The organism is Desulfarculus baarsii DSM 2075, assembly GCF_000143965.1.
Taxonomy (GTDB): Bacteria; Desulfobacterota; Desulfarculia; order Desulfarculales; family Desulfarculaceae; genus Desulfarculus; species Desulfarculus baarsii.
Genome location: NC_014365.1, coordinates 1,215,914 through 1,240,792 on the forward strand (window position 1 = coordinate 1,215,914; position 24,879 = coordinate 1,240,792).

General features: G+C 67.4%; 27 protein-coding genes. 17 read left to right on the forward strand and 10 right to left on the reverse strand.

From position 1 onward, the window contains the following. Window positions 1-58: 58 nt before the first annotated feature. The gene (locus tag DEBA_RS05460) at window positions 59-385 is read left to right on the forward strand and encodes a DUF493 domain-containing protein (protein WP_013257916.1); all 327 of its coding nucleotides are present in this window, start codon (window positions 59-61) and stop codon (window positions 383-385) included. 6 nt (window positions 386-391) lie between these two features. On the opposite strand, the gene DEBA_RS05465 is transcribed toward DEBA_RS05460, so the two are convergent. Beyond that, entirely contained in the window at window positions 392-640 is a 249-nt protein-coding gene (locus DEBA_RS05465; protein ID WP_013257917.1) for a hypothetical protein, read from the reverse strand. Window positions 641-754: 114 nt separating this feature from the next. On the opposite strand from DEBA_RS05465, the gene DEBA_RS05470 reads away from it, so the two are divergent. Beyond that, on the forward strand, window positions 755-1,936 hold the full coding sequence (locus DEBA_RS05470; protein WP_013257918.1) for a hypothetical protein: 1,182 nt from the start codon (window positions 755-757) through the stop codon (window positions 1,934-1,936). An 81-nt stretch (window positions 1,937-2,017) separates the two neighbouring features. Next, complete coding sequence (locus tag DEBA_RS05475) at window positions 2,018-2,881, forward strand: patatin-like phospholipase family protein (RefSeq protein ID WP_013257919.1); 864 nt, start codon at window positions 2,018-2,020, stop codon at window positions 2,879-2,881. 35 nt (window positions 2,882-2,916) lie between these two features. On the opposite strand, the gene DEBA_RS05480 is transcribed toward DEBA_RS05475, so the two are convergent. The 3 genes from DEBA_RS05480 to DEBA_RS05490 all read right to left on the reverse strand — a co-directional run bounded on the left by DEBA_RS05480 (window position 2,917) and on the right by DEBA_RS05490 (window position 6,508). Next, a complete protein-coding gene (locus DEBA_RS05480) occupies window positions 2,917-3,717 on the reverse strand; it encodes a crotonase/enoyl-CoA hydratase family protein (protein ID WP_013257920.1) in 801 nt (266 codons plus the stop codon). A 52-nt stretch (window positions 3,718-3,769) separates the two neighbouring features. Next, window positions 3,770-4,903 carry a pyridoxal phosphate-dependent aminotransferase gene (locus tag DEBA_RS05485; protein ID WP_013257921.1) on the reverse strand — a complete coding sequence of 378 codons (1,134 nt, stop codon included), beginning with the start codon at window positions 4,901-4,903 and terminating at the stop codon, window positions 3,770-3,772. Window positions 4,904-5,008: 105 nt separating this feature from the next. Then, entirely contained in the window at window positions 5,009-6,508 is a 1,500-nt protein-coding gene (locus DEBA_RS05490) for a sigma-54-dependent transcriptional regulator (protein ID WP_050762250.1), read from the reverse strand. 155 nt (window positions 6,509-6,663) lie between these two features. Between DEBA_RS05490 and DEBA_RS16850 the strand changes: the two genes are divergently transcribed. From DEBA_RS16850 to DEBA_RS05510, 4 genes are all read left to right on the forward strand, one after another. After that, entirely contained in the window at window positions 6,664-7,023 is a 360-nt protein-coding gene (locus DEBA_RS16850) for an LIM domain-containing protein (RefSeq protein ID WP_013257923.1), read from the forward strand. 72 nt (window positions 7,024-7,095) lie between these two features. Beyond that, complete coding sequence (locus tag DEBA_RS05500; RefSeq protein WP_013257924.1) at window positions 7,096-7,905, forward strand: hypothetical protein; 810 nt, start codon at window positions 7,096-7,098, stop codon at window positions 7,903-7,905. 31 nt (window positions 7,906-7,936) lie between these two features. Beyond that, the gene (locus tag DEBA_RS05505; protein ID WP_013257925.1) at window positions 7,937-8,971 is read left to right on the forward strand and encodes a MinD/ParA family ATP-binding protein; all 1,035 of its coding nucleotides are present in this window, start codon (window positions 7,937-7,939) and stop codon (window positions 8,969-8,971) included. After that, complete coding sequence (locus tag DEBA_RS05510; protein ID WP_013257926.1) at window positions 8,968-9,216, forward strand: hypothetical protein; 249 nt, start codon at window positions 8,968-8,970, stop codon at window positions 9,214-9,216. The genes DEBA_RS05505 and DEBA_RS05510 overlap by 4 nt, the downstream gene beginning before the upstream one ends. A 35-nt stretch (window positions 9,217-9,251) precedes the next feature. On the opposite strand, the gene DEBA_RS05515 is transcribed toward DEBA_RS05510, so the two are convergent. Further along, window positions 9,252-9,599, reverse strand: coding sequence for a DsrE family protein (locus DEBA_RS05515; RefSeq protein WP_013257927.1), 348 nt, complete (start codon window positions 9,597-9,599; stop codon window positions 9,252-9,254). Between the two features lie 83 nt (window positions 9,600-9,682). Then, window positions 9,683-10,162: a single-stranded DNA-binding protein gene (locus tag DEBA_RS05520; RefSeq protein WP_013257928.1), complete on the reverse strand. Its 480-nt coding sequence runs from the start codon at window positions 10,160-10,162 to the stop codon at window positions 9,683-9,685. A gap of 74 nt (window positions 10,163-10,236) precedes the next feature. Between DEBA_RS05520 and DEBA_RS05525 the strand changes: the two genes are divergently transcribed. From DEBA_RS05525 to DEBA_RS05535, 3 genes are all read left to right on the forward strand, one after another. Continuing rightward, window positions 10,237-11,028, forward strand: coding sequence for a lysophospholipid acyltransferase family protein (locus DEBA_RS05525; RefSeq protein WP_013257929.1), 792 nt, complete (start codon window positions 10,237-10,239; stop codon window positions 11,026-11,028). 67 nt (window positions 11,029-11,095) lie between these two features. Then, window positions 11,096-13,426: a DNA translocase FtsK gene (locus DEBA_RS05530; protein ID WP_013257930.1), complete on the forward strand. Its 2,331-nt coding sequence runs from the start codon at window positions 11,096-11,098 to the stop codon at window positions 13,424-13,426. Between the two features lie 103 nt (window positions 13,427-13,529). Beyond that, window positions 13,530-14,513, forward strand: a complete 984-nt coding sequence (locus DEBA_RS05535; protein ID WP_013257931.1) for a YheT family hydrolase — start codon at window positions 13,530-13,532, stop codon at window positions 14,511-14,513. A 47-nt stretch (window positions 14,514-14,560) separates the two neighbouring features. Here the strand turns inward: DEBA_RS05535 and DEBA_RS05540 are convergent, their stop codons facing one another. From DEBA_RS05540 to DEBA_RS05550, 3 genes are read right to left on the reverse strand one after another with little or no spacing between them, the layout of a single operon-like run. Next, the gene (locus tag DEBA_RS05540; protein WP_013257932.1) at window positions 14,561-15,436 is read right to left on the reverse strand and encodes a 3-hydroxyacyl-CoA dehydrogenase family protein; all 876 of its coding nucleotides are present in this window, start codon (window positions 15,434-15,436) and stop codon (window positions 14,561-14,563) included. Window positions 15,437-15,470: 34 nt separating this feature from the next. Beyond that, window positions 15,471-16,964, reverse strand: a complete 1,494-nt coding sequence (locus tag DEBA_RS05545) for an acetate--CoA ligase family protein (RefSeq protein WP_013257933.1) — start codon at window positions 16,962-16,964, stop codon at window positions 15,471-15,473. 3 nt (window positions 16,965-16,967) lie between these two features. Further along, complete coding sequence (locus DEBA_RS05550; RefSeq protein WP_013257934.1) at window positions 16,968-17,654, reverse strand: acetate--CoA ligase family protein; 687 nt, start codon at window positions 17,652-17,654, stop codon at window positions 16,968-16,970. A 320-nt stretch (window positions 17,655-17,974) separates the two neighbouring features. On the opposite strand from DEBA_RS05550, the gene DEBA_RS05555 reads away from it, so the two are divergent. From DEBA_RS05555 to DEBA_RS05575, 5 genes are all read left to right on the forward strand, one after another. Beyond that, complete coding sequence (locus tag DEBA_RS05555) at window positions 17,975-18,754, forward strand: SDR family NAD(P)-dependent oxidoreductase (RefSeq protein WP_013257935.1); 780 nt, start codon at window positions 17,975-17,977, stop codon at window positions 18,752-18,754. Between the two features lie 20 nt (window positions 18,755-18,774). Beyond that, window positions 18,775-19,557, forward strand: a complete 783-nt coding sequence (locus DEBA_RS05560) for an enoyl-CoA hydratase-related protein (protein ID WP_013257936.1) — start codon at window positions 18,775-18,777, stop codon at window positions 19,555-19,557. Between the two features lie 18 nt (window positions 19,558-19,575). Continuing rightward, a complete protein-coding gene (locus tag DEBA_RS05565) occupies window positions 19,576-20,043 on the forward strand; it encodes a MaoC family dehydratase (RefSeq protein ID WP_013257937.1) in 468 nt (155 codons plus the stop codon). A 101-nt stretch (window positions 20,044-20,144) separates the two neighbouring features. Further along, entirely contained in the window at window positions 20,145-21,329 is a 1,185-nt protein-coding gene (locus DEBA_RS05570; protein WP_013257938.1) for a CaiB/BaiF CoA transferase family protein, read from the forward strand. Between the two features lie 94 nt (window positions 21,330-21,423). Further along, a complete protein-coding gene (locus DEBA_RS05575) occupies window positions 21,424-22,128 on the forward strand; it encodes a LolA family protein (protein WP_013257939.1) in 705 nt (234 codons plus the stop codon). Between the two features lie 4 nt (window positions 22,129-22,132). Here DEBA_RS05575 and DEBA_RS05580 read toward each other — a convergent pair whose 3' ends face one another. After that, window positions 22,133-22,816 (reverse strand): hypothetical protein, encoded by a 684-nt coding sequence (locus DEBA_RS05580; RefSeq protein WP_013257940.1) that lies wholly within the window; start codon window positions 22,814-22,816, stop codon window positions 22,133-22,135. A 32-nt stretch (window positions 22,817-22,848) separates the two neighbouring features. On the opposite strand from DEBA_RS05580, the gene DEBA_RS05585 reads away from it, so the two are divergent. Then, window positions 22,849-23,529 carry a hypothetical protein gene (locus DEBA_RS05585; RefSeq protein ID WP_013257941.1) on the forward strand — a complete coding sequence of 227 codons (681 nt, stop codon included), beginning with the start codon at window positions 22,849-22,851 and terminating at the stop codon, window positions 23,527-23,529. Window positions 23,530-23,646: 117 nt separating this feature from the next. Beyond that, the gene (locus tag DEBA_RS05590; protein ID WP_013257942.1) at window positions 23,647-24,612 is read left to right on the forward strand and encodes a HEAT repeat domain-containing protein; all 966 of its coding nucleotides are present in this window, start codon (window positions 23,647-23,649) and stop codon (window positions 24,610-24,612) included. Window positions 24,613-24,879 lie beyond the last annotated feature (267 nt).

A 24,879-nucleotide genomic window follows, 5' to 3' on the forward strand; every position in this document is an offset into this window, starting at 1 on the left:
GTGTGACACGCAACACATTGGCATGACAGATCATAATCCCAACCTGGCGGTGTGGGCAATGAGCGAATGCACCTGCGGCAAATGCGCGGCCCAGCCGGCGTTGTCGGCCGAGGCCGTGGCCCTGCTGGAGCGCCACCACAGTTTTCCGGGGCCCTACATGTTCAAGGTCATCGGCTTCGAGGCCCCCAGCTACGTCGACGACGTGCGTCGGGCGGTGGAAGGCGTCTTGGGCCCGTTGGGCGAGGAAGGTCAGATGCGTTGCCGGCCGTCCAGCGGCGGCAAGTACGTGGCGGTGACGCTGGAGGTGCTGGTGCGCGATTCCGGCCAGGTGTTGGCCGTTTACGCGGCCCTGCGCGGCGTGAGCGGGGTGGTGGCCCTGGTCTAGCGGCGCTCAGGCCAGGGAGGAGCCGGCCCAATATTGGCTGGGTCGGATCTCCCACGCGCCGTCGTCGTTTTGTTCGATCACGCCGTGGACGCTCAGTTCGGCCGCGGCGGCCTCCAGCTTGGCGGGGCTGGCGTTCCAATAGCTCATGACGTTTTGTCGCGTCAGCGCCGCGCCGCCCTCGGCCAGGGGGCACAGCAAAAGATAAAGGCTGGTGGCCTCCACCGACAGGCCAAGCTCGAAAATACGTTGGTCCATATGCTTTGGCTCCGCTGGCCGGGTTGATCTTTGACGTTATTGGACCATGGGAGCATAACACAACCACCGCGCCGCGTCATCCGGGCTGGACGGCGACGGCGAAAGGGGCTGGCCATGTCTTTTCCGGTGCTGCTTTTTCCCGATACTGTCGCGCGGCCTTCGTTGTTGGGCCGGCTGACGCCCCTGTGCCAGCCGCTATGCGTGCTGGCCCCGCCCAGCCTGGACCAGGGCGGCGAGCCCGCCTATCCGGCCGCGTTGGTCCAGGTGGCGCGGCCGACGGCCTCCACCGGGGCCGACCAGGCCGCCGACGACCAGCCACGGCGCATGGCCGGCTTGCTGCGTCAGTGGGAGGGCTGGGCGCGCCAGCATCATGGCTCGGGCCTACTGGAGGCGGTCAAGACCGGCGTGCTGCCCCAACCGCCCGAGACCGTGCGCACGGTGATGAGCGAGCTGAAAAACTATGGTCAATCGGTCGTGGGCCAGGAACAACCGCCCGGCGTGGCCGCCGACCTGTTTTTACACCTGGCCCACATCCACGACCGCCAGGCCGCCGACATCGAGCAGGCCCTGGCCCAATATGAAAACGAGCGCCGCGAACTGGCCCGCTCCATGGGCCACGACCAACAAGGCCACGACCCGGCCGAGTTCGAGGGCCTCGACCCCGCCGCCCTGCCGCCGGTGGACTACAGCCAGGCCCTGGATCATCTGCTGCCGCGCCGCCTTTCGGCCTGGAGCGTGCTGGCCGACGCGTTGGAGGACGACCAGCCCTGGCTGATCGGCGCCGACGCCCAGGCCGTCCAGACGCTCATCGAGCGGGCCAACGCCAGGTTCGCGCCCGGCGATGGCCTCAGATCGCCGGCCGGGGCCAGCGCGCCCTTCGGGTCTGGCGTGGCCGCGGCCGGTTCGGCCCGGGCCCAGGTGGCGGCCGGCCTGGATCTGCCGGACCTGGGCCAGTTGACGCCGGTTCAACTGGAGGCGCTGATCGACAAGCTGGGGCCGGAGCTGGCGGCGATCCAGGCCGAACTGAATGATTTGCTGCAATGGCTGGCCAGCGCTCCTTGGAACGCCCAGACTCAAGCCGAGGCCGCGCGGCGGCTGACGGCGCTGGGCGACCACTACGCGGCGCTGTTGGCGGCGGTCGGATTGCGGCCGGCCGGGGTCAATCGGCTTGACGTGGTGGTCTTTCCGGGGCTGGGCCGGGCCGATCTGCTCAAGCTGATGCGCGGCGAGACAATCGCCGAACCAGCCGCCGCCGGCGCGTTTGCGTTGCTGTGGTTGGCCCCGGCCGAGGCTTGACGGCGCGGCCTGGTTTGGCCATCATTGCCAAAAGCGCTGCGGCGCCGTGGCCATGATCAACATCTGAGAGGAGAGCGCGCCTTGTGGCGGCCAGGGGCTGAATTCAAGTCGATAGTCTTTGCCGGCGGCGGCAATCGCTGCTTTTGGCAGGTGGGTTTCTGGGAGACCGTGGCCCCGGCCCTGGGCCTGCGTCCGGCGGTGATCGCCGGGGTCAGCGCCGGGGCCTGCATGGCCGCCCTGCTGCTGGCCGGCCAAAAAGACCGCGCCACCGCTTACTTCCTGAAGGCCACGGCGGCCAACGCCAAGAACTTCTATCCGGGCCTTTTGCTCAAGGGCCAACGCCCGCTGCCCCACCCGGCCATCTTCGAGGCCACCATGCGCGCCGGGCTGGATCAGGCCGGCCTGGAGCGCCTGCGCTCGGGGCCCGAACTGCGCGTGCTTCTCGCCCGGCCGCCGCGCTGGACCGGTCCGGCCACGGCGGCGATGCTGGGCATCCTGGCCTACAGCCTGGAAAAGGCCCTCAAGGCCCCCTTGCATCCCCAATGGCCGTCGCGGCTGGGCTTCACGCCCGAAGTCGCCTTGGCCGGCCAGTGCCACGATGTCGAGGATCTGATCAACCTGATGACGGCCACCTGCTGCACGCCTCCGCTTTTGCCGCCGATGTATCGCGGCCAACAGCCGGTGCTCGATGGCGGGCTCATCGACAACGTGCCCCTGGCCGCCCTGGGCCCCGACGACGGCCCGGCCCTGATCCTTTTGACCCGGCGCTACGACCCGCGCCTGTTGCGCGGCCACCAGGGCCGCGTCTACATTCAGCCCTCGCGGCCCATCCCCGTCAACAAGTGGGACTACGCCAGCCCGGACCTGTCGCTGGCCACCCTGGAGTTGGGCCGCCAAGACGGCATGGCCTTCATCGAGGGTGGGCCGCAAGCCCTGCAAAACTGAAACGGGCCGGAGGACGCCCCCCGGCCCGACCGACGCTAGTTGCCCTTGAATTGGGGCGGGCGCTTTTCCATGAAGGCGGCGATGGCCTCCATCAGGTCTTCGCTGATGATCTGGGCCGAGTTTTTCTGGGCCACGTATTGCAGGCCGGCCTGCACGCCAAAGTCGCGGGTGAAGTTCATCAGGTCTTTCGTGCCCTGGACGGTCAGCGGCGGGTTGGCGGCGATCTGCCGGGCCATTTTTTCGGCTTCGGCCAACAGTTGGGCCTGATCGTCATAGACGTGGGTGACAAAGCCCATGGCCAGGGCCTCCTGGGCGCTGAAGTCGCGGCTGGTCAAGGCCAACTCGCGGTAGTGGCCCTGGCCGACGATGGTGTGGAAGCGCTGCAGGGTGCCCAGATCGGCGATGATGGCCATTTTGGTTTCGCGGATGCTGAAGTAGCTCTTGGCCTCGCAGAGGCGGATGTCGCAGGCGCTGAGCAGGTCGACGCCGCCGCCGATGCAGGCCCCGTGAACGGCGGCGATGACGGGCTTGCGGCATTTTTCGACCACGCTCATGCTCTCTTGCAGGTGCAGGATGTGCAGGCGCAGGCGTTCGCGCATGAGGGCGGTGGGCTTTTCGCGCAGGTTGGTGAAGTCGTTGAGGTCGATGCCCGAGGTGAAGTTTTTGCCGGCGGCTTTGATCACCACCACGCGCACGTCGTCGTCGGCGTCGAGCTTGGGCATTTCCTCCAAAAACATCTCGTACATGGCCATGCTCATGGCGTTGTAGCGGTCGGGCCGGTTGAGGGTCAGCCAGGCGATGTGCCCTTGTTTTTCGATCAAAAGCGGCTTGTCCATGATCCTTCCTCGGGTTTTATGATTGCTTGCGGGCCTTTTCGGGCAAACTGCGTCAATGCTGGCCGGCCAACGCGCCGCGCAGGGCCTCCAGCAGGCGGGGCAGGCAGCGTTTGGCGGTCACGGCCACGCGGAAGTGGCGGTCGCCGCAGCAGACAAAGCTGCTGGCGTCGCGGATGAGCACGCCCTGATAAAAGCAGTGCTCGGCCACCTGGGCCGCCGAGGGGCCGCCCTCGGGCAGGCGGCAGAGCAGGTAGTTGGCCTGGCTGGGCAAGACGTCCAGGCCAAGTTCGCCCAGGGCCTGGGCCTGTTGGGCGCGCAGGCGGTCGACGGTGGCGCGGGTCTTGTCGGCGAACTCGTCCTGATCCAGGCAGAACACGCCCGCCGCCTGGGCCAGGGTGTTGACCGACCACGGCTCGCCCAGGGGCACCATCTCAGCCAGGACGTCGCGGTCGGCCATGACGTAGCCCAGGCGCAGGCCGGCCAGGCAGTAGAATTTGGTCATCGAGCGCAAAACGATCAGGCGCGGGTATTCCAGGATGCGCGGCGGGGCCCAATCGCGCGAGTCGGCCGGGGCGAAGTCGATGAAGGCCTCGTCGATGATCAGCCAGGCGTTGCGCCGTTTGACCTGGCGATAGAGCGCCTCGATCACCTCCGGCGCGGTCAGCGCGCCCGAGGGCGTGGCCGGGTTGGTCAGCACCACCGCCGAGGGGTTGTGGGCCATGATTTTGTCAATGTGCCGGGTGGTGAGGGCGTAGCCTTCGCTTTCCTCTAGGTGATAATGATGAAAATGACGACCGGCGGCGGCCAGGGCCCGGGTGAACTCGCCGAAAACCGGGGCCAGCACGAGGATCTCGCGGAACTCCAGCGCGCGGGCCAACAGGCGGATCAGGGCCGTCGAGCCGTTGCCGGCCAGCACGTTGAAACGCCGCAGGCCGAACTTGGCGGCCAGGCGCTCGCGCAGTTCGAAGGCGCGGCGATCGGGGTAGTTGCACAGCCGATCCAGGGCCTCGATGATCACCTTTTGCAGGCCCGGCGGCGGTCCCAGGGGGTTGAGCGAGGCCGAAAGATCCAGCAGATCCTCCATGGGCCGGCCCAGGTGACGGGCTGCGCCCCAGATGTCGCCGCCGTGCAGGTGTTCTACGCCGAAAAGGCGCAGCAAGTCGTCTTGGTGTTGATCTTGGGTCACTGTCGAAAATCCCAATGCGGCCATGGGGGCCATGGAGCGCCGGGCCGTGGAAGGGGCGCGCGGCGGGGCCGCGGGCCGGGGTTAACGCGTGCGTGGGCTTAGGAATTATGCCACGAACGGGCCATCGCCGCGAGGGCTTTTGTCCGAGGCGCGTTCGCCGCGATAGTCTTCCTTGCGCAGGCCCAGGCGGGTCATCTTCAGGTAGAGCGTCTTGGGGTTGACGCCGGCGGCCTTGGCCACCAGCCCGATGCGGCCGTTGTGCTTGGCCAGCAGGCCGGCCAGGTATTGTCGCTGGCAATCATCGATGAACTGGCCCAGGTCGCGGCCGTCGAGCAGGGGGCCGATCTCGGCGGGCGGGGCGGCCACGGCCTCGGGCGCGGCGTCGGCTCTCGACGCTTCCGCCCGTTGCCCGGCGTGCTCCAGCTCCAGGCGGGCGATCTCGGACCCACGAGCCAGGATCACCGCCCGCTCCACGGCGTGCTCCAACTCGCGCACGTTGCCCGGCCAGTGGTGGGCCGCGATCTGCCGCGAGACTTGCGGCCCGAAGCGGCAGTCGGCCCGGCCGTATTTTTCGGCGAAACGACGCAAAAAGGCCTCGGCCAGCGGCGCCTGGTCCAGGGGCCGATCTCGCAGGGGGGGGATGACCAGTTCGATGACGTGCAGGCGGTAGAACAAGTCCTCGCGGAAAACCCCGGAGGCCACGGCCTCGCGCAGGTTGCGGTTGGTGGCGGCGATGACCCGCACGTCGGCGCTTTGCTTTTTGGCCCCGCCCACCCGCTCGAAGGTGAACTCTTGCAAGAAACGCAGCAGCTTGGCCTGCATGTCCAGCGACATCTCGCCGACTTCGTCCAGAAATAGCGTGCCGCCGTCGGCCGCCTCCACCCGGCCGATCTTGCGGGCGATAGCGCCGGTGAACGAGCCCCGCTCGTGGCCGAACAGCTCGCTTTCGATCAGCGCCTCGGGGATGGCCGCGCAGTTGATCTCGACGTAGGGCCTTTCGCGACGAGGGCTGGCCTGATGGATGGCCCGGGCCAACAGGCTCTTGCCGGTGCCGGTCTCGCCGCCGATGAGTACGGTCACGTCGGTGGGGGCCACGGTGTCGGCCAGGGCGCAGAGCTGGCGCATCTTGGGGTCGAGGGCGGTCAGGCGGGCGCTTGCCGCGGGGCCTTGGTCGCGGGGCGGGCCGTTTTGGCGGCGCAGGCGGCGTTGCTCCAGGCAGCGGTTGAGGGCGTGGCGCACCTCGCCGATGGTGAAGGGCTTGCGCAGATAGTCGGCCACGCCCAGGCGGATGGCCCGGATGGTGTCCTCGATGTCGGAAAAGGCCGTCATAAGGATATATTGCGCGCCGGGGTGGCGGGCCTTCATCTGGCCGACGACGCTGAGGCCATCCATGTCTGGCATGCGCACGTCGGTGAGCACCACGTCGAAGGGCTTTTGCTCCATCAGGCGCAGGGCCTCGTCGGCCCGCGAGGCCACCTCCACCGCGAAGTGCTTGGCCAGCGAGTCGCGGATGACCTCCAAGGTCGACCACTCGTCGTCGAGCACCAGCACCGACGGCCGCCAGGCCTCCGTGGCGTCTTGGGGCGTGTTGGCGTATTGGCTCAAGGCGCACCTTCCCCCGGGCGTGAATCGGTTGACCATGACCAGATTATGCAAGAAAACGCCTCGTTTGGCCAGGGCCGGCCGCGTGCGTTCCGCGATTTGCCCCTGGCCGTCGAGTTGTTATATTAATTGATAACGCACAGCAACGGGAGCAAGCCATGCAATGCCAGAAATGCCACGCCCCCCTGGGCGCCGACGAGGCCTTTGAATTTGCCGGCCGCACCCTCTGCGAGGACTGCTACATGGACGCCCTCAGCCCCACCCGCGTCTGTGACCCCTGGGCCGTCTATCTGGGCAGCCGGCAGGTGGAGCAGATTCTGAGCCCGGCCCAAGAAAAGATCATGGGCCTGCTGCGCCAGCACAAGGCCCTGGCCCCCGAGGATCTGCGCCGCCTCAGCGGGCTGACGGCCAAGGAATTGGAGCGCGAAATCGCTGCCCTGCGTCACATGGAGCTGCTGCGCGCCGCCCAGACCCCGGACGGCGGCAAGGTGCTAAAGCAATTCGGCGACCGCGATTGAATGGCTTGACACGGCCGCGATCATGTGAGTATTGCTGACTAGCGCCACCAGAGGTCAAGGAGTTTTAAAGGCATGTTCGGAACGCCAGACCCCTCGGGAGTGGGCCTGAAACGGCCCAGGATCAAAAGCGGACGCTTTCCCCAGCAATACGCCTTTCGCGGCTGCGTGCGGGCCACGATCAGCGGCGGTGAGTTCACTGGGCTCTACGCCTTTTACGGGGCCAAGGAGGCCGAGGTGCACGGCGGGGTGTTCCAAGAGAACCTCTGCTTTTACGCCAGCGAAAAGACGCGCGTGGAGGGCGGTGAGTTCAACGGCAAGAACGCCTTTTACGGCGCGCAGGAATTGCGCGTGGAGGGCGGGACGTTCAACGGTGATTGGGCCCTGTGCGAGGCCCAGGGCGCGTTGATCAGCGGCGGCGTGTTCAGCGGGGCCGGGGCGCTCAGCGAGGCCCGCGAGGCCAAGGTGGCCGACGGCCGCTTCGTGGGGGCCGATTTCGGCATCACCAGTCGCGACGTGATCGTGCGCGGCGGCGTGTTCGAAGGCCCCGGCTTTTTGCGCGGCAGCCGGGGCGCGCTGGTGCTGGGCGGCGACATCGCCGGCGAAGGGGCCCTGGAGCGGGCCGAGGACGCCCGCGTGTTTCTGGACGGCCAGTTGCGCCATGTGCGCAATCCCCACAGCGGGATCATCGTCGCCCGGCGCATCGGCGTCGTCGACTTCGACGGCCCGCCGCCCGACGACCTGATCATCGTCGCCGAGGAGGTCGGCGAAGGGGCTCGGTTCGCCAGGCTCTTGCCGGCCGGCCTCATCGGCCCGCCGCCCGGCGACGCCGCCAAGGCCCGCAAGCAGTTGCTGGAGTTGGCGGCCAGGGCCATGCAGGCCTAGTCGTGGCCGCGGCCCACGGCGGCGTGGCCCCATGAGCGCCCGGTTGTCGGCCAAAAACGCCGCCGTGACCCTGCCGGTGGGCGGCGGCAAGGGCGGCATCGGCAAAAGCGCCCTGGTGGCCAACCTTGGCCTGGCCCTGGCCCGCCTGGAGCGCCGCGTGCTGGCCGTCGACGCCGACTTGGGCGGCTCGGACCTCCACGCCGTGTTGGGCCTGGCCAACGACCGCCCCGGCCTGGGCGAGCTGTTGACCGCCAAGGGGCACGCCGTGGCCGATTTTGTCCGCCCGGCCCTGGAGCCGCGTTTTTTCTTTTTGCCCGGCGACGCCATGATCGTGGCCACGGCCAACCCCAGTTTCCAGAAAAAACGCAAGATCCTCCACGCCATCAAGGCCTGGCCGGCCGATTTCACCCTGCTCGACCTGGGCGCGGGGGCCTCGATCACGGTGATGGATTTTTTCCTCACCAGCCCCCTGTCGCTGGTGGTGATGCTGCCCGAGCAGCCGGCGGTGATGAACGCCTTCAATTTTTTGAAAAACGCCGTGTTTCGCGCCCTGGACCGCATCTTTCGCGATAACGCCGGGGCCCGCGCGGCATTGCGGGATTTTCAGACGCGGGGCCGGGGGCCGGGGGCCATGAAGATCGACGAATTGGTGGCGGCCATCGAAAAGGCCGTGCCCGGCCAAGGCGAACGGGCCAGGCGGGCCGTGGGCCGCTGGCGGCCAAAGCTGGTGCTCAACCGCGCGCGCCGGGTCGACGACTTCGCCTTTGCCCGTCAACTGACCCGATGGGCGGCCGAGGATTTGGGGCTTGCCATCGAGGTGCTGGGCTTTTTGCCCGAGGACGAAGCCGTGCGCCAGGCCGCCGGCCAAGGCTTGCCGGCTCTCGATCTGGACCCCCGCGCGCCCTTTTGCCGGGCCGTGGCCTTGCTGGCCCAGCGGATCGGCCAATGGGCCGGCCGGGCCGATGAGTGGCGGGCCCACGGGGCCTTTGACGACAGCTTTCAGCGCGCGGCCACCGACTTCGCGGGCCTGTTCCCGCCGCCGGGCCGCGTCGAGAGGCGGCCATGAGCCAGATCATCGACCCCTACGAGCGGGCCAAAAGTCAGCGCCGGCGGCGCAACACCGCCTTCTTGCGTCGCCACTGGCGGGTGGCCGCGCCGCTGATCGTCGTCGCGGCGGTGGCGCTTTTCGTGCTGCCGTGGTTGTTTCTGCCGATGATCGTGGCCTTGTGCTGGCAGGCCATCGCCTGCATGGGCGTCTATCTGCTGGCCCGCTCGCAGACCACGGCCTTTCACCCCGAAGATGAAGATTAGCCTCCGTCCGCCCGTTAGCCACGGCCAACAGCGGCCTAGAAGGTGATCACCCGCCAGCCCTGTTTGAGCATGTCGGTGAGGGGTTGGCCCATGTACATCACCTGCACGCCGATGCGCTCCAGGCGTTCGCCCACGCCGTGGGATTCGGCGCAGGCCTTGCAGGCGTAGAGCTCCACGCCGGCGTCGGCCAGGGCGGTCAATTCGAGTTGGAGGTCGGCGTCAAAGGCCAGGGTCTTGGCCGACGGGCCCCAGACGATCAGGCGCACCTGATGCCACCAGCCGCGCACCAGGCTGTTGCGGGCGTACATGAAGGCGGCCGAACGGGCCACTTCGGCGTCGGCCGAAGACCAGATCACCGCCAGCTTGTCCAGACGATCGGGCAAGGCGTCACCTCGGCCATGTGGGGAAAGGGCAAATCAGGCAATCGATGCAAGCCGCTTTGGCCGCCAGCGCCGGCCGCGCGGCCTCAGAACGGAATGTCGTCGTCGCTGGGTGGCGGCCCGCCGAAGCCGTCGTCGGGATGGCCGCCCTGCTGTTGGCCATAGCCGCCGCCGTAACCACCGCCCTGGCCGCCCTGTTGGCCGCCATAACCGCCACCCTGGCCGCCCTGCTGGCCACCGCCCAGGAACTGCACTTCGCGGGCGACGACCTCGGTCATCCAGCGTTTTTGACCCGATTGGTCGTCCCACGAGCGGGTCTGCAGGCGGCCTTCAATATAAACCTGGCGGCCCTTGCTGAGGTATTGCCCGCAATTTTCCGCGCTTTTGCCGTAGACAACCACGCGGTGCCACTCGGTGCGCTCCTGCCAGTTGCCGTCCTGGCCCTTGAACGCCTCGGAGGTGGCGATGCGCAGGTTGCAGACGGCCGTGCCGTTTGCGGTATACTTCATTTCGGGATCGGCGCCCAGGTTGCCGAGAATGATCACTTTGTTGACGCCGCGGGCCATGCAATGCCTCCAAGCCTATATATATGGAGGCATGACTGTAGCACATGGCGCGGCCACTGACAAGGAGGCTTGCGGTGGCGGCTTCGCCCTGGTTGGATTGGCGCAAGGCGGCCCGGTTTCTGTGGTCCATCTGGGCCCTGGGCCTGGGCGTGGGCTTGTTGCTGTTTTTCAGCGCGCTGGTTTTGGCTTTTTCCATCCTGGGCCTGGGCGAAAACTTCCTCGCCCACGTCGGCCGCCTCTGGGCCCGGCTGACGGTGTGGCTCTGCGGCGTGCCGCCAAAGGTCCATGGCCAGCAAAATCTGGCCCCGGGCGAGCACTACGTCTTTGCCTGCAACCACTCCTCGTCGGTGGACATCCCGGTGCTCCAGGCCATTTTGCCCACCAATTTCCGTTGGATAGCCAAGGTCGAGCTTTTCCGATTTCCCATCTTCGGCCCGGCCATGCGCGCGGTGGGCTATATCCCCATCAACCGCTCCTCCAGCCGTGAAGCCATCCGCAGCCTGCAAGAGGCCGCCGCGCGCATCGCCGGCGGGGCCAGCGTGGTGATCTTCCCCGAAGGCACCCGCACCAGCGACGGCGAGGTGTTGCCTTTCAAATCCGGCGCCTTCACCCTGGCCATCAAGAGCGGCCGGCCGGTGATTCCGGTCTTTATCCACCGCAGTTTCGAGGCCATGCCGCCCAAGAGCTACATTGTCTCACCGGGGCCGGTCCACGTCTATTTTGGCGCGCCGCTGGCCACCGACGGCCTGAAGACCGGCGACCGCGACGAGTTGGCCGAAAAGGTGCGTCAGGCCGTGATCGAACTGCAAGCCCAGGCCAGGGCCGAGCACCCCCTGCCGGCCGGCGCATGGTTCGTGGCCGGTTGACAGCGGACCCGTGCTGGCCTAAAGTTCCCCAGATGATATTTGCTCATTATCATTGGGGAATATTTGCATGACCAAACGCGCTGGCAAATCCGTGGCCCTTGAAGGCAGGCGCGAGGCCGCGCTGTCGTGGCTGCGGCTGGCCGTGGCCCTGGCCCTGCTGGCCGTGGCCGCCGTGTTGCTGACGGCCCTGGCCGGCTATGATCCGGCCGACCCCTGGCGGCCCGACGAGGCGGGCGCGGCGCGCAACTGGCTGGGCCCGCTGGGCGCGGTGGTTGCCGGCGTCTTGTATGGCGGCGTTGGCCTGCTGGCCTGGCCAGCGGCGCTGGCCCTGCCCCTTGGCGGCTGGCTCTTTTGGAAAGGCCGCGGCCAAGTGGCGATGTTGCCGCTGTGCTGCGGCGGGCTGTGGGCCTTGGCCGGGGCCGGGGCCTTGCTGGGCCAGAGCGGTTTGACCATCGCCATCCAGGGCCAAAGCCTGGCCGTGGGCGGCTTGGCCGGCCAGGCGGCGGCGAGCGGCCTGACCGCCTTGGCGGGCGCTGGCGGCGCTTGGGCGGCCGGCGGGATGGCCTTGGCCGGCGGGGCGGCCCTGATCGGCCATGCGACCTGGCCGCTGCTGGGCCAGGCCCTGGCTTGGCGGCCAACGTCCGAGCCCGAAGCGGCCCCCCGCACCACGCCGCGGCCAGAACCAATTATCGCGCCCGACAAGCGGCCCGAACCAACGCCAGAACCAACGCCCACGCCAGCCGTCGAGCCCGCCAACGCGCCCGCGCTCGAACCCGCCAACGCGCCCGCGCTCGAACCCGCGCCGCCGCGCCCAAGGCCGCAAAAGCCGGCCGCACCGGCCGCCGGCCCCCGCGTGGTCGCCCCCGCGCCGCTTGAGCCGCCAAAACCAAGCACCGAGGCCGCGCCCTGCCGGAGCGAAAACGCCGCCCAACGCTTCGCGCTGCCGTCGGTTGAGCTGCTGCGCCTGCCCGGCGAACAGCACGCCCAGATCGATCACGACCAGCTCATGGAAAAATCGCGCCTGGTCGAATCCAAGCTGGCCGACTATCACGTGGCCGGCCACGTGGCCGAGGTGGCCCCTGGGCCGGTGGTCACGGTCTTCGAGTTCAAGCCGGCCCCCGGCGTCAAGATCAGCAAGGTCGCCGGCCTGGCCGACGACCTGGCCATGAACCTGCGGGCCCAGTCGATCCGCATCGTCGCGCCCATCCCCGGCAAGGCGGCCATCGGCATCGAGATCCCCAGCGCCAAGCGGCAGAAGGTTTTTCTGCGCGAGCTGCTCGACAGCGACCACTACCGCCAGGCCCAAAGCCCCCTCACCGTGGCCCTGGGCAAGGATATCCTGGGCCGGCCGGTCATCGAGGATCTCTGCCGCATGCCCCACCTGCTCATCGCCGGGGCCACCGGCGCGGGCAAGAGCGTGTTCATCAACTCGCTGGTGCTGTCGATCCTCTACAAATCCACGCCCGACCAGGTGCGCCTGATCATGGTCGACCCCAAGCGCATCGAGCTGTCGACCTACAACGACGTGCCCCATCTGCTGCACCCGATCATCACCAGCCCCAAGGAGGCCACCGCCGGCCTGCGCTGGGCCGTGGCCGAGATGGAGCGGCGCTACACCCTGCTGGCCGCCCACGGCGTGCGCAACATCGGCTCGTTCAACGACAAGCTGCGCGCCGAGGGCCTGGCCGCCGAGCCCGACGGCCGTCTGGGCGGCCTGGCCCCCGACCCCGAGCGGCCGGCCCGCCTGACCCCGCTGCCCCACGTGCTGATCATCATCGACGAACTGGCCGACTTGATGATGGTCAGCTCCAAGGACGTGGAGGGCCTGATCACCCGTCTGGCCCAGATGGCCCGGGCCTCGGGCATACATTTGGTGCTGGCCACCCAGCGGCCCAGCGTGGACGTGATCACCGGCCTGATCAAGGCCAACTTCCCGGCGCGCATCTCTTTCCAGGTCTCCAGCCGCATCGACAGCCGCACCATCCTCGACCAGCAGGGGGCCGAGCACCTGCTGGGAGCCGGCGACATGCTCTTTTTGCACCCCTCCACGCCGGGGCTCAAACGCGTCCACGGCGCGTTCGTCTCCGATGGCGAGATAGAAGACGTGGTCGAGCACTGGAAAAACCAGGGCCGGCCCAACTACGATGAAAGCGTGGTCGCCGCCGCCGAGGGCGACGAAGACGCGGCCGCCGACGGCGACGACGACGTGGTCGACGAACTGTACCAAGACGCCGTGCGCCTGGTGCGTCAGAGCGGCCAGGCCTCGATCTCCTTCGTGCAGCGGCGGCTGCGCGTGGGCTACAACCGGGCCGCGCGCATGATCGAGCAGATGGAGCAAGACGGCGTGGTGGGCCCCTCCGACGGCAGCCGGCCCCGCGAGGTGCTGCTGCGCGACTGACCGGCCCGGCGCGGGCCAGGCCGCTTTTGCTTGACGGAGCCGGACGCCGGCGGCATCATCTGTTCAGATTCTCTGGACGCGACAAAACGACAAGGCCTTGATCATGAACAGCCCAGCCCATGCCTACGCCGCCCCGCTTTTGTTGCGCGGGCCGATGATCCAATCCATCCTGGCCAGCAGCCGCCTGCGCGTGCGCAATGGCCACGCCATGGACCGCGGCGCCCGCGAGGTGATCGTCGACGCCGGCGGCGGCGTGCGCCTGCTGGGTTATCATTCGCCCCAGCCAGGCCGTTCGGCCAAGGGCCTGGTCATCTTGCTGCACGGCTGGGAAGGCTGCCAGGATTCGGTCTACATGCTGCGCACGGGCCGCGCGCTCTACGACCAGGGCTACGACGTGTTTCGGCTAAACCTGCGTGACCACGGCGAAAGTCATCGCCTCAACCAGGGCCTGTTTCTGGGTACGCTGATCGAGGAGTCGCACCAGGGCGTGCGGGCGGTGGCTGGCCTGGCCCAAGGCGGGCCGGTGTTTCTGGCCGGCTTTTCCATGGGCGGCAACTTCGCCCTGCGCATGAGCCTGCGCCACGGGCGGTCGCCCATCCCCGGGTTGCGCGGCGTGGCGGCCATCAGCCCCGGCGTCAACCCCGAGGTCTCGACCAGGCTCATCGATAAAATAACGCTCATGCGCTTGTATTTTCTGAAAAAATGGAAGCGTTCGCTGCGCCTTAAGCAGGAGGCCTTTCCCCAGGTCTATGATTTCTCCGAGGTGCTGGCCTGCCGAACCGTCATGGGCATGACCGAGGCCATGCTGGCCCGATACACCGACTATCCCTCGACCAGCGCCTATTTCAGCGGTTACGCCCTGATGGGCGAGGCCCTGGGCGATCTGGCCGCGCCCACGGTCATCGTCACCGCCGCCGACGACCCGGTCATCCCGGCGGACGATTTCCGGGCCATGACCTTCAACGACCAGACCGAGCTGATCATCCACGACCACGGCGGCCATTCGGGCTTTGTCGAGGGCCTGGGCCTGGCCTCGTGGTACGAGCGCTGGTTGCCCCAATGGTTCGCCAGCCTGGCCGGCAAATAAAAAGAAGGGGCCCGTCGGGGCCCCTTCGGCGTTAACGCGCCTGGGCGCTATTTCTTTTTGCTGTAGTCGTACCAGCCCTTGCCGGTCTTCTCGCCGTATTCGCCGCGGAAGTAGCGCTCGCACAGGCTGGGCGGGGGCAGTTCGCTGGTGTCGCCGGTGCGGCGGAAGTTTTCCATGCCCATGATGTAGGCCAGGTCGATGCCGGTCAGGTCTTGCAGGCGGAAGGGCCCCATGGGATGACCCGCGCCGTAGACGCAAGCCTTGTCGATGTCCTCATAGGAGGCCACGCCCATCTCCAACAGCCACTGGGCCTCTTTGGTGATGGCGAAGAAAATGCGGTTGAGCAGGAAGCCGTTGACCTCTTTTTTCAGGTGCACGGGCACCTTGTCCAGCTTGAGGCACAGGTCCATGGAGATCTTGGTGGTCTCGTCGGAGACGTGGGGGCCTTGGACCACCTCCACCAGCTTCATCACCAGGGCCGGGTTGAAGAAGTGCAGGTTGACGACTTTATCGGGCCGGCTGGTGGCGTCGGCAATGCGCGAGCTGACGATGGCCGAGCTGTTGCTGGCCAGGATGGTGTGCTTGGGCGTGATGCGGTCCAGGTCGGCGAAGATGCGGCGCTTGAGATCGACGACCTCGATCACCGCCTCGATGACGTAGTCGGCGTCCTTGGCGGCGTCTTCCAGGCTGCTGGTGAAGGTGAGGTTGGCCCGGGCCTGTTTGGCCTGCTCCTCGGTGAGCTTGCCCTTGGCCACGCGGCCGGGCAAGTATTTGTCGACAAAGGCCTCGGCCTTTTGCAGGATCTCGGGCTTGACGTCGGTGCAGGTGGTTTTGTAGCCGGTGATGGCGCAGAGCGTGGCGATCTGGTGGCCCATGTTGCCCGCGCCGACGACGCAGATGTTTTTCACGTCATCAATGGTCATTTGTCTTTCCTCCGTTGGGCGAGTGTCCGGCCACCTAGTTGGCGGCCGCCATGGTTTCGGTTTCAGCGGCGATGCTGGCCGCGATTTTCTTGCGCATCCGCTCCCGGCGCACCAAGGCGGCCATGGCCCTGGCCGCCCGCTCCGGGCTGGAAATGATGGGCAGGCCCATGCGCCGCACCATCTGGACAAAGGCTTCGTCCTGGATGCGGAACGAGAAGCCCACGAAGGGCTTGCCGCTTTGCCGCACGGCCTCGACGATGGCCTGGCTCTGCTCGACGAACGAGTTTTCCACCTCGCGCTGGGCCTCTTCCGGGCTCAGGCCGGCGTTGACCTGCTGGCTGATCATGCGGCCCTTGGCAAAGAGAAAATACATCAGCAGGGCGTCGGTGTTTTCGTCGGCCAGCAGGATCTCGGGGATATACTTCAGATAGTCCATGGGGCTGCGGCTGAAGGTCAAGTCAACGGGATTGTTGACGTTTCCCGTGACTGGTATGTACGGCGCCAAGGCCTGGACCGTCGTGGGAGCCAGATCGGGCAGCTTCAGGCCGACGCGGCCACAGGTGTCGGCGCAGACCGCGCCCGGCCCGCCCGAGTGGGTCTGGATCACCACCCGGTCGCCCCGGGGCGGCGGGCACTGGCCCAGCACCGCGCAAAAATCAAAAAGCTCCTCGATGGACTGGGCCCGCACCACCCCGCATTGGCGGAAAACGCCGTCGTAAAGGGCGTCGGGGCCGGCCAACGAGCCGGTATGGCTCAGGCCGGCCTTGCCGCCGGTCTCGGTGCCGCCCACGTAGTAGGCCACCACCGGCTTTTTCTGGCTGACCCGGCGGCAGACCTCCACGAAGCGCCGCCCCCGGCTCAGGGCCTCGACGTACATGGCCACGACCTTGGTGTTGGGATCGTCGCCCAGGTGCTCCAGGCAGTCGACCAAATCCACGTTGGCCGAATTGCCCACGCTGAAACAGGTGCTGAAGCCCAGGCCCAGCGGCTCTAGATAGTCGAACATCTGGGTGACGAAGCTGCCGCTCTGCGAGGCCATGCCCACGAAGCCGGGACGGCCGTTGTAGCTGTGGAACATGGTGCTGAGCTTGTGGTGGGTGTTGACCACGCCCAGGCAGTTGGGCCCCACGAAACGGATGCCCCATTTCTCGGCCGTGTCCACCAACTGGCGCTCCAGCGCCGCGCCCTCGGGGCCGACCTCGCGAAAGCCGCCCGAGCAGATCACGGCCTGACGCACGCCCTTTTGGCCGCACTGCTCCAAGGTCTCGGCCACCAGCTTGGTGGGCAGGACGATGACGGCCAGGTCGGGCGCCTCGGGCAGATCGAGCACGCTACGATAGGCCTTGTGGCCCAGGACAACGCTTTCGCTGCGGTGCACCGGGTAGATCGGCCCCTCGAAGCCCATCACCAGCAGGGAGTTGAGCATGTTGGTGCCCATGCTGACAAAGTTGTTGGACGCGCCGAAAAAGGCCACGCCGCGCGGGTTGACCAGGCGATGGATTTGGCTTTGCGCCGCTTGATCGCTCATGATTCAGGCCCTCCCCAGCACCACCAGGGCGTCGACGGCCGCCAGGCGGCCATTGGCGTCGATGATCAACGGGTTGACGTCGATTTCGCTGACGGCGGGCAGATCCAGGCCGATGCGGCCCAGGCCGACCAACGCCGCGCAAAGGGCGTCCATGTCGGCCGGGGCCTGGCCGCGAAAAGCGCCCAGCATGGCCTTGCCGCGCAGTTGGTCGCACATGTCGCGGGCCTCGATGGCGTCGATGGGCGCGGCGCGAAAGGCCGTGTCGGCCAGGATCTCGGTGAGCACGCCGCCCAGGCCCAGCATCACGCAGGGGCCGAACTGGGCGTCGCGCTTGAGGCCCATGACCAGTTCGCGCGCGCCCGAAACCATCTCCTGCACCAGCACGCCGTCCAGGTCGGGCTCCAGGGCCATCAGTTCAGCGAAGGCGCGGGCGATGTCGGCGGGCTGGCGCAGGCCAAGGCGCACCGCGCCACGCTCGGTCTTGTGCAAGAGTTTGGCCGAACAGGCCTTCAGGGCCACCGGCCCGCCCAGGACCTGGGCGGCGGCGATGGCCTCGTCGGCCGATCCGGCCAGGATCTCGCGGGTGACGGGAACGCCGTAGGCGGCCAAGACCTTCTTTGAATCATACTCGGATAATGCGGCCTGTCCTGAATCCGAAGCTGATTTAATCAACAGTTCGACTTCTTTCACTGCGTCCGCTCCCACGCCATTACACTTTGGCTGTATTTTTACTGGCGATATTATAGAATCTCTATGCGAATATCCAACCAAAAATCGGCGGTTCGGTCAAGAGGCCAGACGACGGGCGGCGATATTTGACGGCCGCCGGTCGTGATGGCGAGGGATGGGGTCGTTTGGCCGATTTTTGTAGCCACGGCCTGGTAGAAGGGCCGATCGCCGACCGGGCGAGCGTGATTTCCGGCGTGGCCGGCATGACTATATGTTATCGTAGTGCTTTCTTGGGTCGACGCATGATTTTTCAGCGGGAGAAGAACGTGGACAGCGGAAGAATGCGGGGCAAGGCAGGGGTGATTACCGGCGCGGCCAGCGGCATCGGCCGGGCGGCGGCGGTGCTTTTTGCCCAAAACGGGGCCAAGCTGGCCCTGGCCGACATGAACCAGGCCGAGCTGGAGCAAACCACGCGGCTGGTCGAGGAGGCCGGCGGCGAAGTGTTTTGCCAGGTGGTGGACGTGGCCGAGGAAGAGCAGGTGCGAGCCCTGATCGACGAGGCGGCCAAGCGTTTCGGCCAGCTGGATTTCATCTGCAATAACGCCGGGATCACCGGCAAGATGGCCACCCTGGAGACCGAAGACCCGGCCGACTGGCTGCGCGTCTACGCGGTCAACGTGCTGGGGGCGATGTTTGGCTGCAAGCACGCCGCGCCGCACCTGATCGCCCGGGGCGGCGGGGCCATCGTCAACACCTCGTCGGTGGCCGGCGTGCGGGCCGGGGCTGGCGGCAACGCCTACAGCGCCAGCAAGGCCGCCCTGATCAACTTTACGCGCACCGCCGCCTGCGATCTGGGCCAGTTCAACGTGCGGGTCAACGCCGTCTGCCCGGGCCTGATCGAAACCGGCATGACCAAGCCCGTCTTCGACTACGCCCGCCAGGCCGGCAAGGAGGCCAAACTGGGCAGCCGCTGCGAGTTGCGGCGCTATGGCCGGCCCGAGGAAATCGCCACGGCCATGCTCTTTTTGGCCAGCGACGAATCCAGCTACATCACCGGCCAGGCCCTGCCCGTCGACGGCGGCAACACCTGCTCGCTCAACCTGCCGGGCATGAAATATTAGTCATAAGGAGAGGTTGAACCATGGCCTACGAATTTGAAAAAATCAAAGCGACCCAGGACGGCGCGGTGCTGGTGGCCACCATCGACAGCCCGCCGGCCAACGCCCTGGGCCAGGGCGTGCTGCGCGACCTGAGCGCCCTGCTGGACCAGGCCCAGGCCGACGAGGCCGTGCGGGTGATCGTACTCTGCGGCCAGGGGCCCAAGCTCTTTTCGGCCGGGGCCGACATCAGCGAGTTCGCCGGGCTGCAAGCGGGCGTCGTGCCCAAATACAACGGCAATGAGATATTTTCGCGCATCGAGACATTTCCCAAGGTGGTCATCGCCGCCATGCAGGGCGCGGCCTTTGGCGGCGGCCTGGAGCTGTGCCTGTGCTGCCACCTGCGCGTGATGAGCGAAAAGGCCATCTGCGGCCTGCCCGAGGTCAAGCTGGGCTTCATGCCCGGCTGGGGCGGCACCCAGCGCCTGCCCCGGCTCATCGGCAAGACCAAGGCCATGGAGCTGATCCTCACCGGCGACTTCATCAGCGCCAACCAGGCCCTGGCCCTGGGTCTGGTGTGCGCCCTGGCCCCGGCCGAGGAGACCGTGGCCCACGCGGTCAAGCTGGCCCAAAAGCTGGCCGCCGGCGCGCCCCTGGCCCAGCGCGAGATCATCAAGGCCATCCACAACGGCTTGCAAACCACCGTGGCCGACGGCGTGAAAAACGTCGAGGGCGCCGGCGTGGCCACTCTTTTGGGCAGCCAGGACTTCAAGGAAGGGGCCAAGGCGTTTTTGGAAAAACGCAAGGCCCAGTTCGTGGGCCGCTAGGGTCCGAGGGAGAACGCCATGTCCGTGCAAGCGGCGCTGAAGGCCCAGCAGGCCAAACTGGGCCAGGTGACCCACGTGGGCCCCTGGCTGGAGATCACCCAAGAGCGCATCGACAAGTTCGCCGAGGCCACCGGCGATTATCAATGGATTCACGTCGACCCGGAGCGGGCCCGGCGCGAATCGCCCATGGGCGCCACCATCGCCCACGGTTTTCTGACCCTGTCGCTGATCCCCTTTCTCACCGGCCTGGGCGAGGGCCGCGCCGCCGACTGCGAGGGCATGAAAATGGCCCTCAACTACGGCCTCAACCGCGTGCGCTTTGTCAGCCCCGTGCCGGTGGGCTCGCGCCTGCGGGCGACGACCAAATTGATCGGCGTCGAGGAGGTGGCCGGCGGCTTGCAGATCACCAACGAAGTGACCATCGAGATCGACGGCGGCAAAAAACCGGCCTGCGTGGCCGAGAGCCTGTCGCGGATCTATTTCTGATTGTCAGGCGATGAAACGACGCCCGTCCGGCGGCCCGAAGCGCGGGCCGTCGGGCGGCGCATGGTGGGTTCCAAGGCTTTTCGATAGCGGGGGAGACGATCATGGGCGGACCACTGGACGGACTGCGGATTCTCGATTTCAGTTCGTTGTTGCCGGGGCCCTACGCCTCGATGTTTCTGGCCGACATGGGGGCTGGCGTGCTGCGGGTGGTCTCCAAGACGCGGCCCGACATGGCCGACATGGTGCCGCCGCTGCTGCCGGGGAGCAACATCTCGGCCTCGGCGGCCTTTCTGGGCCGGGGCAAGCGGGCCATCAGCCTGAACCTGAAGCATCCACGGGCGTTGGCGGTGGTCCAGCGCCTGATCGAGCGTTACGACATAATTTTGGAGCAGTTCCGGCCTGGGGTGATGGACAAGCTGGGCCTGGGCTACCAGGCGCTCTGCCGCTTGCAGCCGCGCCTGATCTATTGCTCGTTGACCGGCTATGGCCAGACCGGGCCGTTGAAAGACCGGGCCGGCCACGACGTCAACTATCTGGCCCGCTCGGGGCTGTTGTCCTACTCGGGCCGGCGCGACGGCGGCCCCACGCTGATGGGCATGCAGATCGCCGACGTGGCCGCCGGCTCGATGAACGCGGTGGTGGGCATCCTGGCGGCGGTGATCGCCCGGCAGGCAAGCGGCCAAGGCCAGCACGTGGACGTCTCGATGACCGACGGGGCCATGGCCTTCAACGCCATGGCCGCGGCCGGGGCCCTGGCCGCCGACGCCGAGCCCGGCCGCGAGGGCACGATGCTAAACGGCGGCTCGCTCTACGATATCTATGAAACCAGCGACGGTGGGCACCTCAGCGTGGGTTCGCTGGAGCCCAAGTTTTTCGAGGCCCTGTGCCTGGCCATCGACCGGCCCGATTGCGTGGCCGGCTGGGTGGCGCCGCCCGATCTGCCCCGGGTCAAGGAGCAAATCCGCCAAATCTTCAAGGGCAAGACCATGGCCCAATGGGTGGAGATTTTTGAAAAAGTCGACGCCTGCGTGGAGCCGGTGCTGGGCCTGCGCGAGGCCTTTGACCAGCCCCTGGCCCAGGCCCGGCAGTGGGTGGTGGAGGTTCCGGCCCCCGATGGCCGCACGCTGCGCCAGCCCGGCCCGCCGATAAAATTCTCGGCCACGCCGGCGCGGCCCGGCCAGGCCTGGCTGGGCGGCCCGACGGACAACGCCGCCGTGTTGGCCCAGGCCGGCTTCGCGCCCGAGGAGATCGCCGAGTTGAGCGCCGAGCCGGGCCTGTTCGAGTAAGAAGGCCGGGCCGCGCAAACAAGCCCCGCGCCCCTGGCCAAAACGGGCCGGCCGTGGCATAGTTTGGGCGTACCTCAAATTAGGATCAGCGCCCATGAAAAAGCTCATTATCGCCTTCGTGGCCCTGGCGGCGCTATGCTGCCCGTCGGCCTGGGCCGCCGATGATCAGGCCATCCAACAGCGCCTGAGCCAGCGTTATGGCCAGGTGAATGGACTGGCGGCCGACTTCACGCGTGAAAGCCAATACGTGGCCGCCGCCGGCCAGGCCGCGCGCAAGGTGCGCAGCGTCGGCCAACTGGTCTGGGTGCGACCGCTGAATCTGCGCCTGACCGAGAGCGTGCCCAAGCCCCAGGAGGTCGTCTCCGACGGCCGGACGATGTGGCTGATCCAGCCCGATCGCCAGCGGGTGACCATTTACGAGGTCGGCGACAACACCCAGGCCCTGCGCGGCCTGCTGGCGGCGCTGAGCGGGCTTTCGGCCCTGGACGACTCGTTCAAGGTGGTCGAGGCCACCGCCGAGGAACAGGGCCCGGCGGGCTCGCTGACGGTGGCCATGGAGCCCAAGGAGCCCCGGGCCGACATGGGCCGGCTGGTGGTTTGGTTCGCCGAGGGCAATCTGGACCTGCTGGGCCTGCGCATTGTCAGCATGGTGGGCAACATCAACCAATACGGCTTCAGCAACCAGCGCTACAATCCCGACACGTCGGCGGGGCACTTCGCCTATCAGCCGCCCGAGGGTTGGCGGGTCTTCGACCAGCGGCCGGTGCAACGGCGCATGGAAAAGGGCCGTAGCGAATAGACCTTCATTCCAGCAGGTCGGCGATGGTGCGCAGCAGGCGGCCCACCGGACGGGCGTTGGCCAGTTGGTGGTTGTAGCACAGCGTCAGCGGCATGAGGCCGTCGACTGGCATGCCGGGATAGAGGGCCATGCTGTGGGCCGGGGTGTAGCAAAGGTCGTCGACGCCCGCCAGCCAGAGCATCGAGACGAAAAGCGGCGCGTTGTGACGGACGTATTGGGCCGGATAGACCCCGCTCAGGCGGCGTAGCACATAGTCGGCCTCGGGCCAGAGGCGGGCCATCAACGACGGCGGGGCCTCGTCCTGGCCCCGGCCGGCGCGCAGCAGCTCGATCACGCGCCCTTGGCTCATCTCGTGGGCGGCCTGGATCACCACGCCCGTGCACGATGTGTCGGCGTTTTCCAGAAAGGCGCAGACCTTGGGCGGCAGGCCGGCCCAGCGCAGCCTTCCCCAAAACGTATAAAAATTCAGCCGCGGATGCAGCAAAAGCGCCGCCGAGGCCGCCCGGCAGACCGCCGCCAGCATCGGCCAGGGCTGATCTTGCGCGCGGGCCAGGGCCGGGCGCAAGCGGGCGTTGGCTCGCATGCACACGCCGTGGGCCGTCTCGGGAGCGCGCCACCAGGTGCGCCGGGGCAACTCGCCCTGGCCTGGGGCGATGGGCAGAGGTACAATTTTATGATAAGCGTTCATGGCGAGGCTAAATCTGCCACAAGGAGCGGCCCTTGGACACCACAAAAATCATCGGTCAAGCCAGATCCATGGCCCAGCGCTTTTCCGGCGGCCTCAAGCGCCAGTTGCGCCTGCCTGTTTTCGATTTCGACGATTTCCTCGACGTTTACGACTTGCCGGCCAACGGCCTGGGCCTGAGCCAATATCGTGATCACTGCCGTCGCACGTGGTACCTGATGCAGTTTCTGCGCCAAGCCGGCGTGGAGCCCCAGGCGGTGGCCGTGGGCGGCCAGGCCTTTGCCCGGTGGGCCCAGGCCACGGGCCAGGACCTCTCCGACGGTCACGGCCGGGCCCACGCCGTGGGCGATTTTGTCAACGATCCGGCCCACGCGCCGTCCCAATGCCAGCACGTCAGCCCCATGGCCTCGCTGGCGGTGGGCTCGGCCCTGGCCACCATCAGCCTGCTGGGCGAAAGCCCCGATCAGCCCGAGGTGGTCGGCGTGGCCCTGCACCTGCGTGACGGCCAGGTGCTGGAGGTCTTCAACGTCCTGACTTGCGATCACACGCCCGAGCAGGCCTGGGGCATGGTCAGCGGCTTTTTGGATGGCCGCAAGCCGCGCCGCGTTTTTCAGGACCAGACCGTGCGCCGGCCGGAGTTCTGCCCCGATTGCGGCGAGCTGCTGTGCAACGTGGCCTCGTCCCGCGACGTGGAGCAGGCCCTGGGCCCGGCCTGATAATTGTTTTTGGCGTGATGGGCTTTGACAAACATGGCGTCGTTCGACGATCATTTACTGGTAACGTGAAGCTGACGACGGCCATGCGCCTCGGGGCCGCGGCGGGAGAGTTTGGCCATGGCGGATAATCTGGAAAAAATCGTCCTCGACGCCCTCGACGCCGAGGAACCCAACATCCTGCGGGCGGCCTGCCTGCTCAGCGGCTCCATGGGCCTCAAGGAGGCCGAGCGTGGCCTGATCAAGGCCCTGGGCCACAAGGCCTGGCAGATCCAGGCCGAGGCGGCCAAGTCGCTGGGCCTGCTGCTGCTGCCGGGGGCGTTGCCGTTTTTGCGGCGCTTGCTCAAGGCATCCGACGCCGATCTGCGCCAGAAAGTCCTGGCCGCCGCCGCCGGGGCCAAGGAGCCGCCCTCCGAGGCCGGCGACGAGACCCACCCCGAGGTGCGTAAGGCCGCCGCCGTGGCTATCAGCCGCATCCAGCCCGGCGTGGCCCAGGAGGCCCTGCGGGCGGCCCTGGCCAGCGGTCAGGCCAACCTGATGGGCGCGGCCATGAGCGGCCTGGCCAACCTGGAAGTGACCGATATCGCCCAAAACGTCATCGAGCTGACGGCCAACGAAGACGTGGCCGTGCGCCGCGCCGCCGCGGCCTGCCTGGGCCGCCTGCGCGAGATCAAGGCCGTGCCGCGCCTGGTGCAGCTGCTGCAAGACTCCGACGCCGGCGTGCGCAAGGAAGCCGTCATCGCCCTCAACCACATCAAGAGCCGCGACGCCCTGGCCCCCCTGGCCGCCTGCCTGGACGACAACGACGCCGAGGTGCGCCGCGTGACGGCCATAGCCCTGGGCAACACCCGCCTGCGCCTGAACGAGATCGTCCAACCCCTGATCCACGCGCTCAGGGACCGCGACGCCTCGGTGCGCCAGGCCGCCTTGATGGCCCTGTCCAACATCAAGGCCCCCGAGGCCCTGGAGGCCGCCGCCAGCCTGCTGGCCGACACCCATGACGAGGTGCGCAAGCAGGCCGGGGCCACCACCGTGGTGCTGGCCTTCGCCAAGGAACGCCCCGAGTACGACCCCGGCCACATTTAGGCCGGCCCGCCGGCGCGCGGGGGGCGGCGGTCGTGCAAAGCGCTTTTTCGGCGTGGGCCCAGGTCGTTGGCCGCCAATCCGGCCCGACAGCGGCCCGGGGCGAATCTTTCATACGACGTATTAGTCATTCCTAATAAATTCATAAAATCCAAAAAAACAATCACCGCGTTCAATAACCAGAGCCAAGCCGCTGCTATGTTCGCTCCATTGAGGCGTCAGGAGGCCGTTGGGCGGATGGGCGACGCCGTCGGCGCGTGGGGCGATCGC

Excerpts from the sequence above, each read along its gene's own strand:
- DEBA_RS05470 (WP_013257918.1), top strand. The coding sequence starts at position 755 with ATGTCTTTTCCGGTGCTGCTTTTTCCCGATACTGTCGCGCGGCCTTCG.
- DEBA_RS05520 (WP_013257928.1), bottom strand. The coding sequence starts at position 10,162 with ATGGCCCGCGGCGTCAACAAAGTGATCATTCTCGGCAACCTGGGCGCC.
- DEBA_RS05560 (WP_013257936.1), top strand. The coding sequence starts at position 18,775 with ATGGCCTACGAATTTGAAAAAATCAAAGCGACCCAGGACGGCGCGGTG.
- DEBA_RS05575 (WP_013257939.1), top strand. The coding sequence starts at position 21,424 with ATGAAAAAGCTCATTATCGCCTTCGTGGCCCTGGCGGCGCTATGCTGC.
- DEBA_RS05545 (WP_013257933.1), bottom strand. The coding sequence starts at position 16,964 with ATGAGCGATCAAGCGGCGCAAAGCCAAATCCATCGCCTGGTCAACCCG.
- DEBA_RS05465 (WP_013257917.1), bottom strand. The coding sequence starts at position 640 with ATGGACCAACGTATTTTCGAGCTTGGCCTGTCGGTGGAGGCCACCAGC.
- DEBA_RS05565 (WP_013257937.1), top strand. The coding sequence starts at position 19,576 with ATGTCCGTGCAAGCGGCGCTGAAGGCCCAGCAGGCCAAACTGGGCCAG.
- DEBA_RS05535 (WP_013257931.1), top strand. The coding sequence starts at position 13,530 with ATGAACAGCCCAGCCCATGCCTACGCCGCCCCGCTTTTGTTGCGCGGG.
- DEBA_RS16850 (WP_013257923.1), top strand. The coding sequence starts at position 6,664 with ATGCAATGCCAGAAATGCCACGCCCCCCTGGGCGCCGACGAGGCCTTT.
- DEBA_RS05500 (WP_013257924.1), top strand. The coding sequence starts at position 7,096 with ATGTTCGGAACGCCAGACCCCTCGGGAGTGGGCCTGAAACGGCCCAGG.
- DEBA_RS05540 (WP_013257932.1), bottom strand. The coding sequence starts at position 15,436 with ATGACCATTGATGACGTGAAAAACATCTGCGTCGTCGGCGCGGGCAAC.
- DEBA_RS05555 (WP_013257935.1), top strand. The coding sequence starts at position 17,975 with ATGCGGGGCAAGGCAGGGGTGATTACCGGCGCGGCCAGCGGCATCGGC.
- DEBA_RS05530 (WP_013257930.1), top strand. The coding sequence starts at position 11,096 with ATGACCAAACGCGCTGGCAAATCCGTGGCCCTTGAAGGCAGGCGCGAG.
- DEBA_RS05460 (WP_013257916.1), top strand. The coding sequence starts at position 59 with ATGAGCGAATGCACCTGCGGCAAATGCGCGGCCCAGCCGGCGTTGTCG.
- DEBA_RS05505 (WP_013257925.1), top strand. The coding sequence starts at position 7,937 with ATGAGCGCCCGGTTGTCGGCCAAAAACGCCGCCGTGACCCTGCCGGTG.
- DEBA_RS05510 (WP_013257926.1), top strand. The coding sequence starts at position 8,968 with ATGAGCCAGATCATCGACCCCTACGAGCGGGCCAAAAGTCAGCGCCGG.
- DEBA_RS05590 (WP_013257942.1), top strand. The coding sequence starts at position 23,647 with ATGGCGGATAATCTGGAAAAAATCGTCCTCGACGCCCTCGACGCCGAG.
- DEBA_RS05480 (WP_013257920.1), bottom strand. The coding sequence starts at position 3,717 with ATGGACAAGCCGCTTTTGATCGAAAAACAAGGGCACATCGCCTGGCTG.
- DEBA_RS05580 (WP_013257940.1), bottom strand. The coding sequence starts at position 22,816 with ATGAACGCTTATCATAAAATTGTACCTCTGCCCATCGCCCCAGGCCAG.
- DEBA_RS05570 (WP_013257938.1), top strand. The coding sequence starts at position 20,145 with ATGGGCGGACCACTGGACGGACTGCGGATTCTCGATTTCAGTTCGTTG.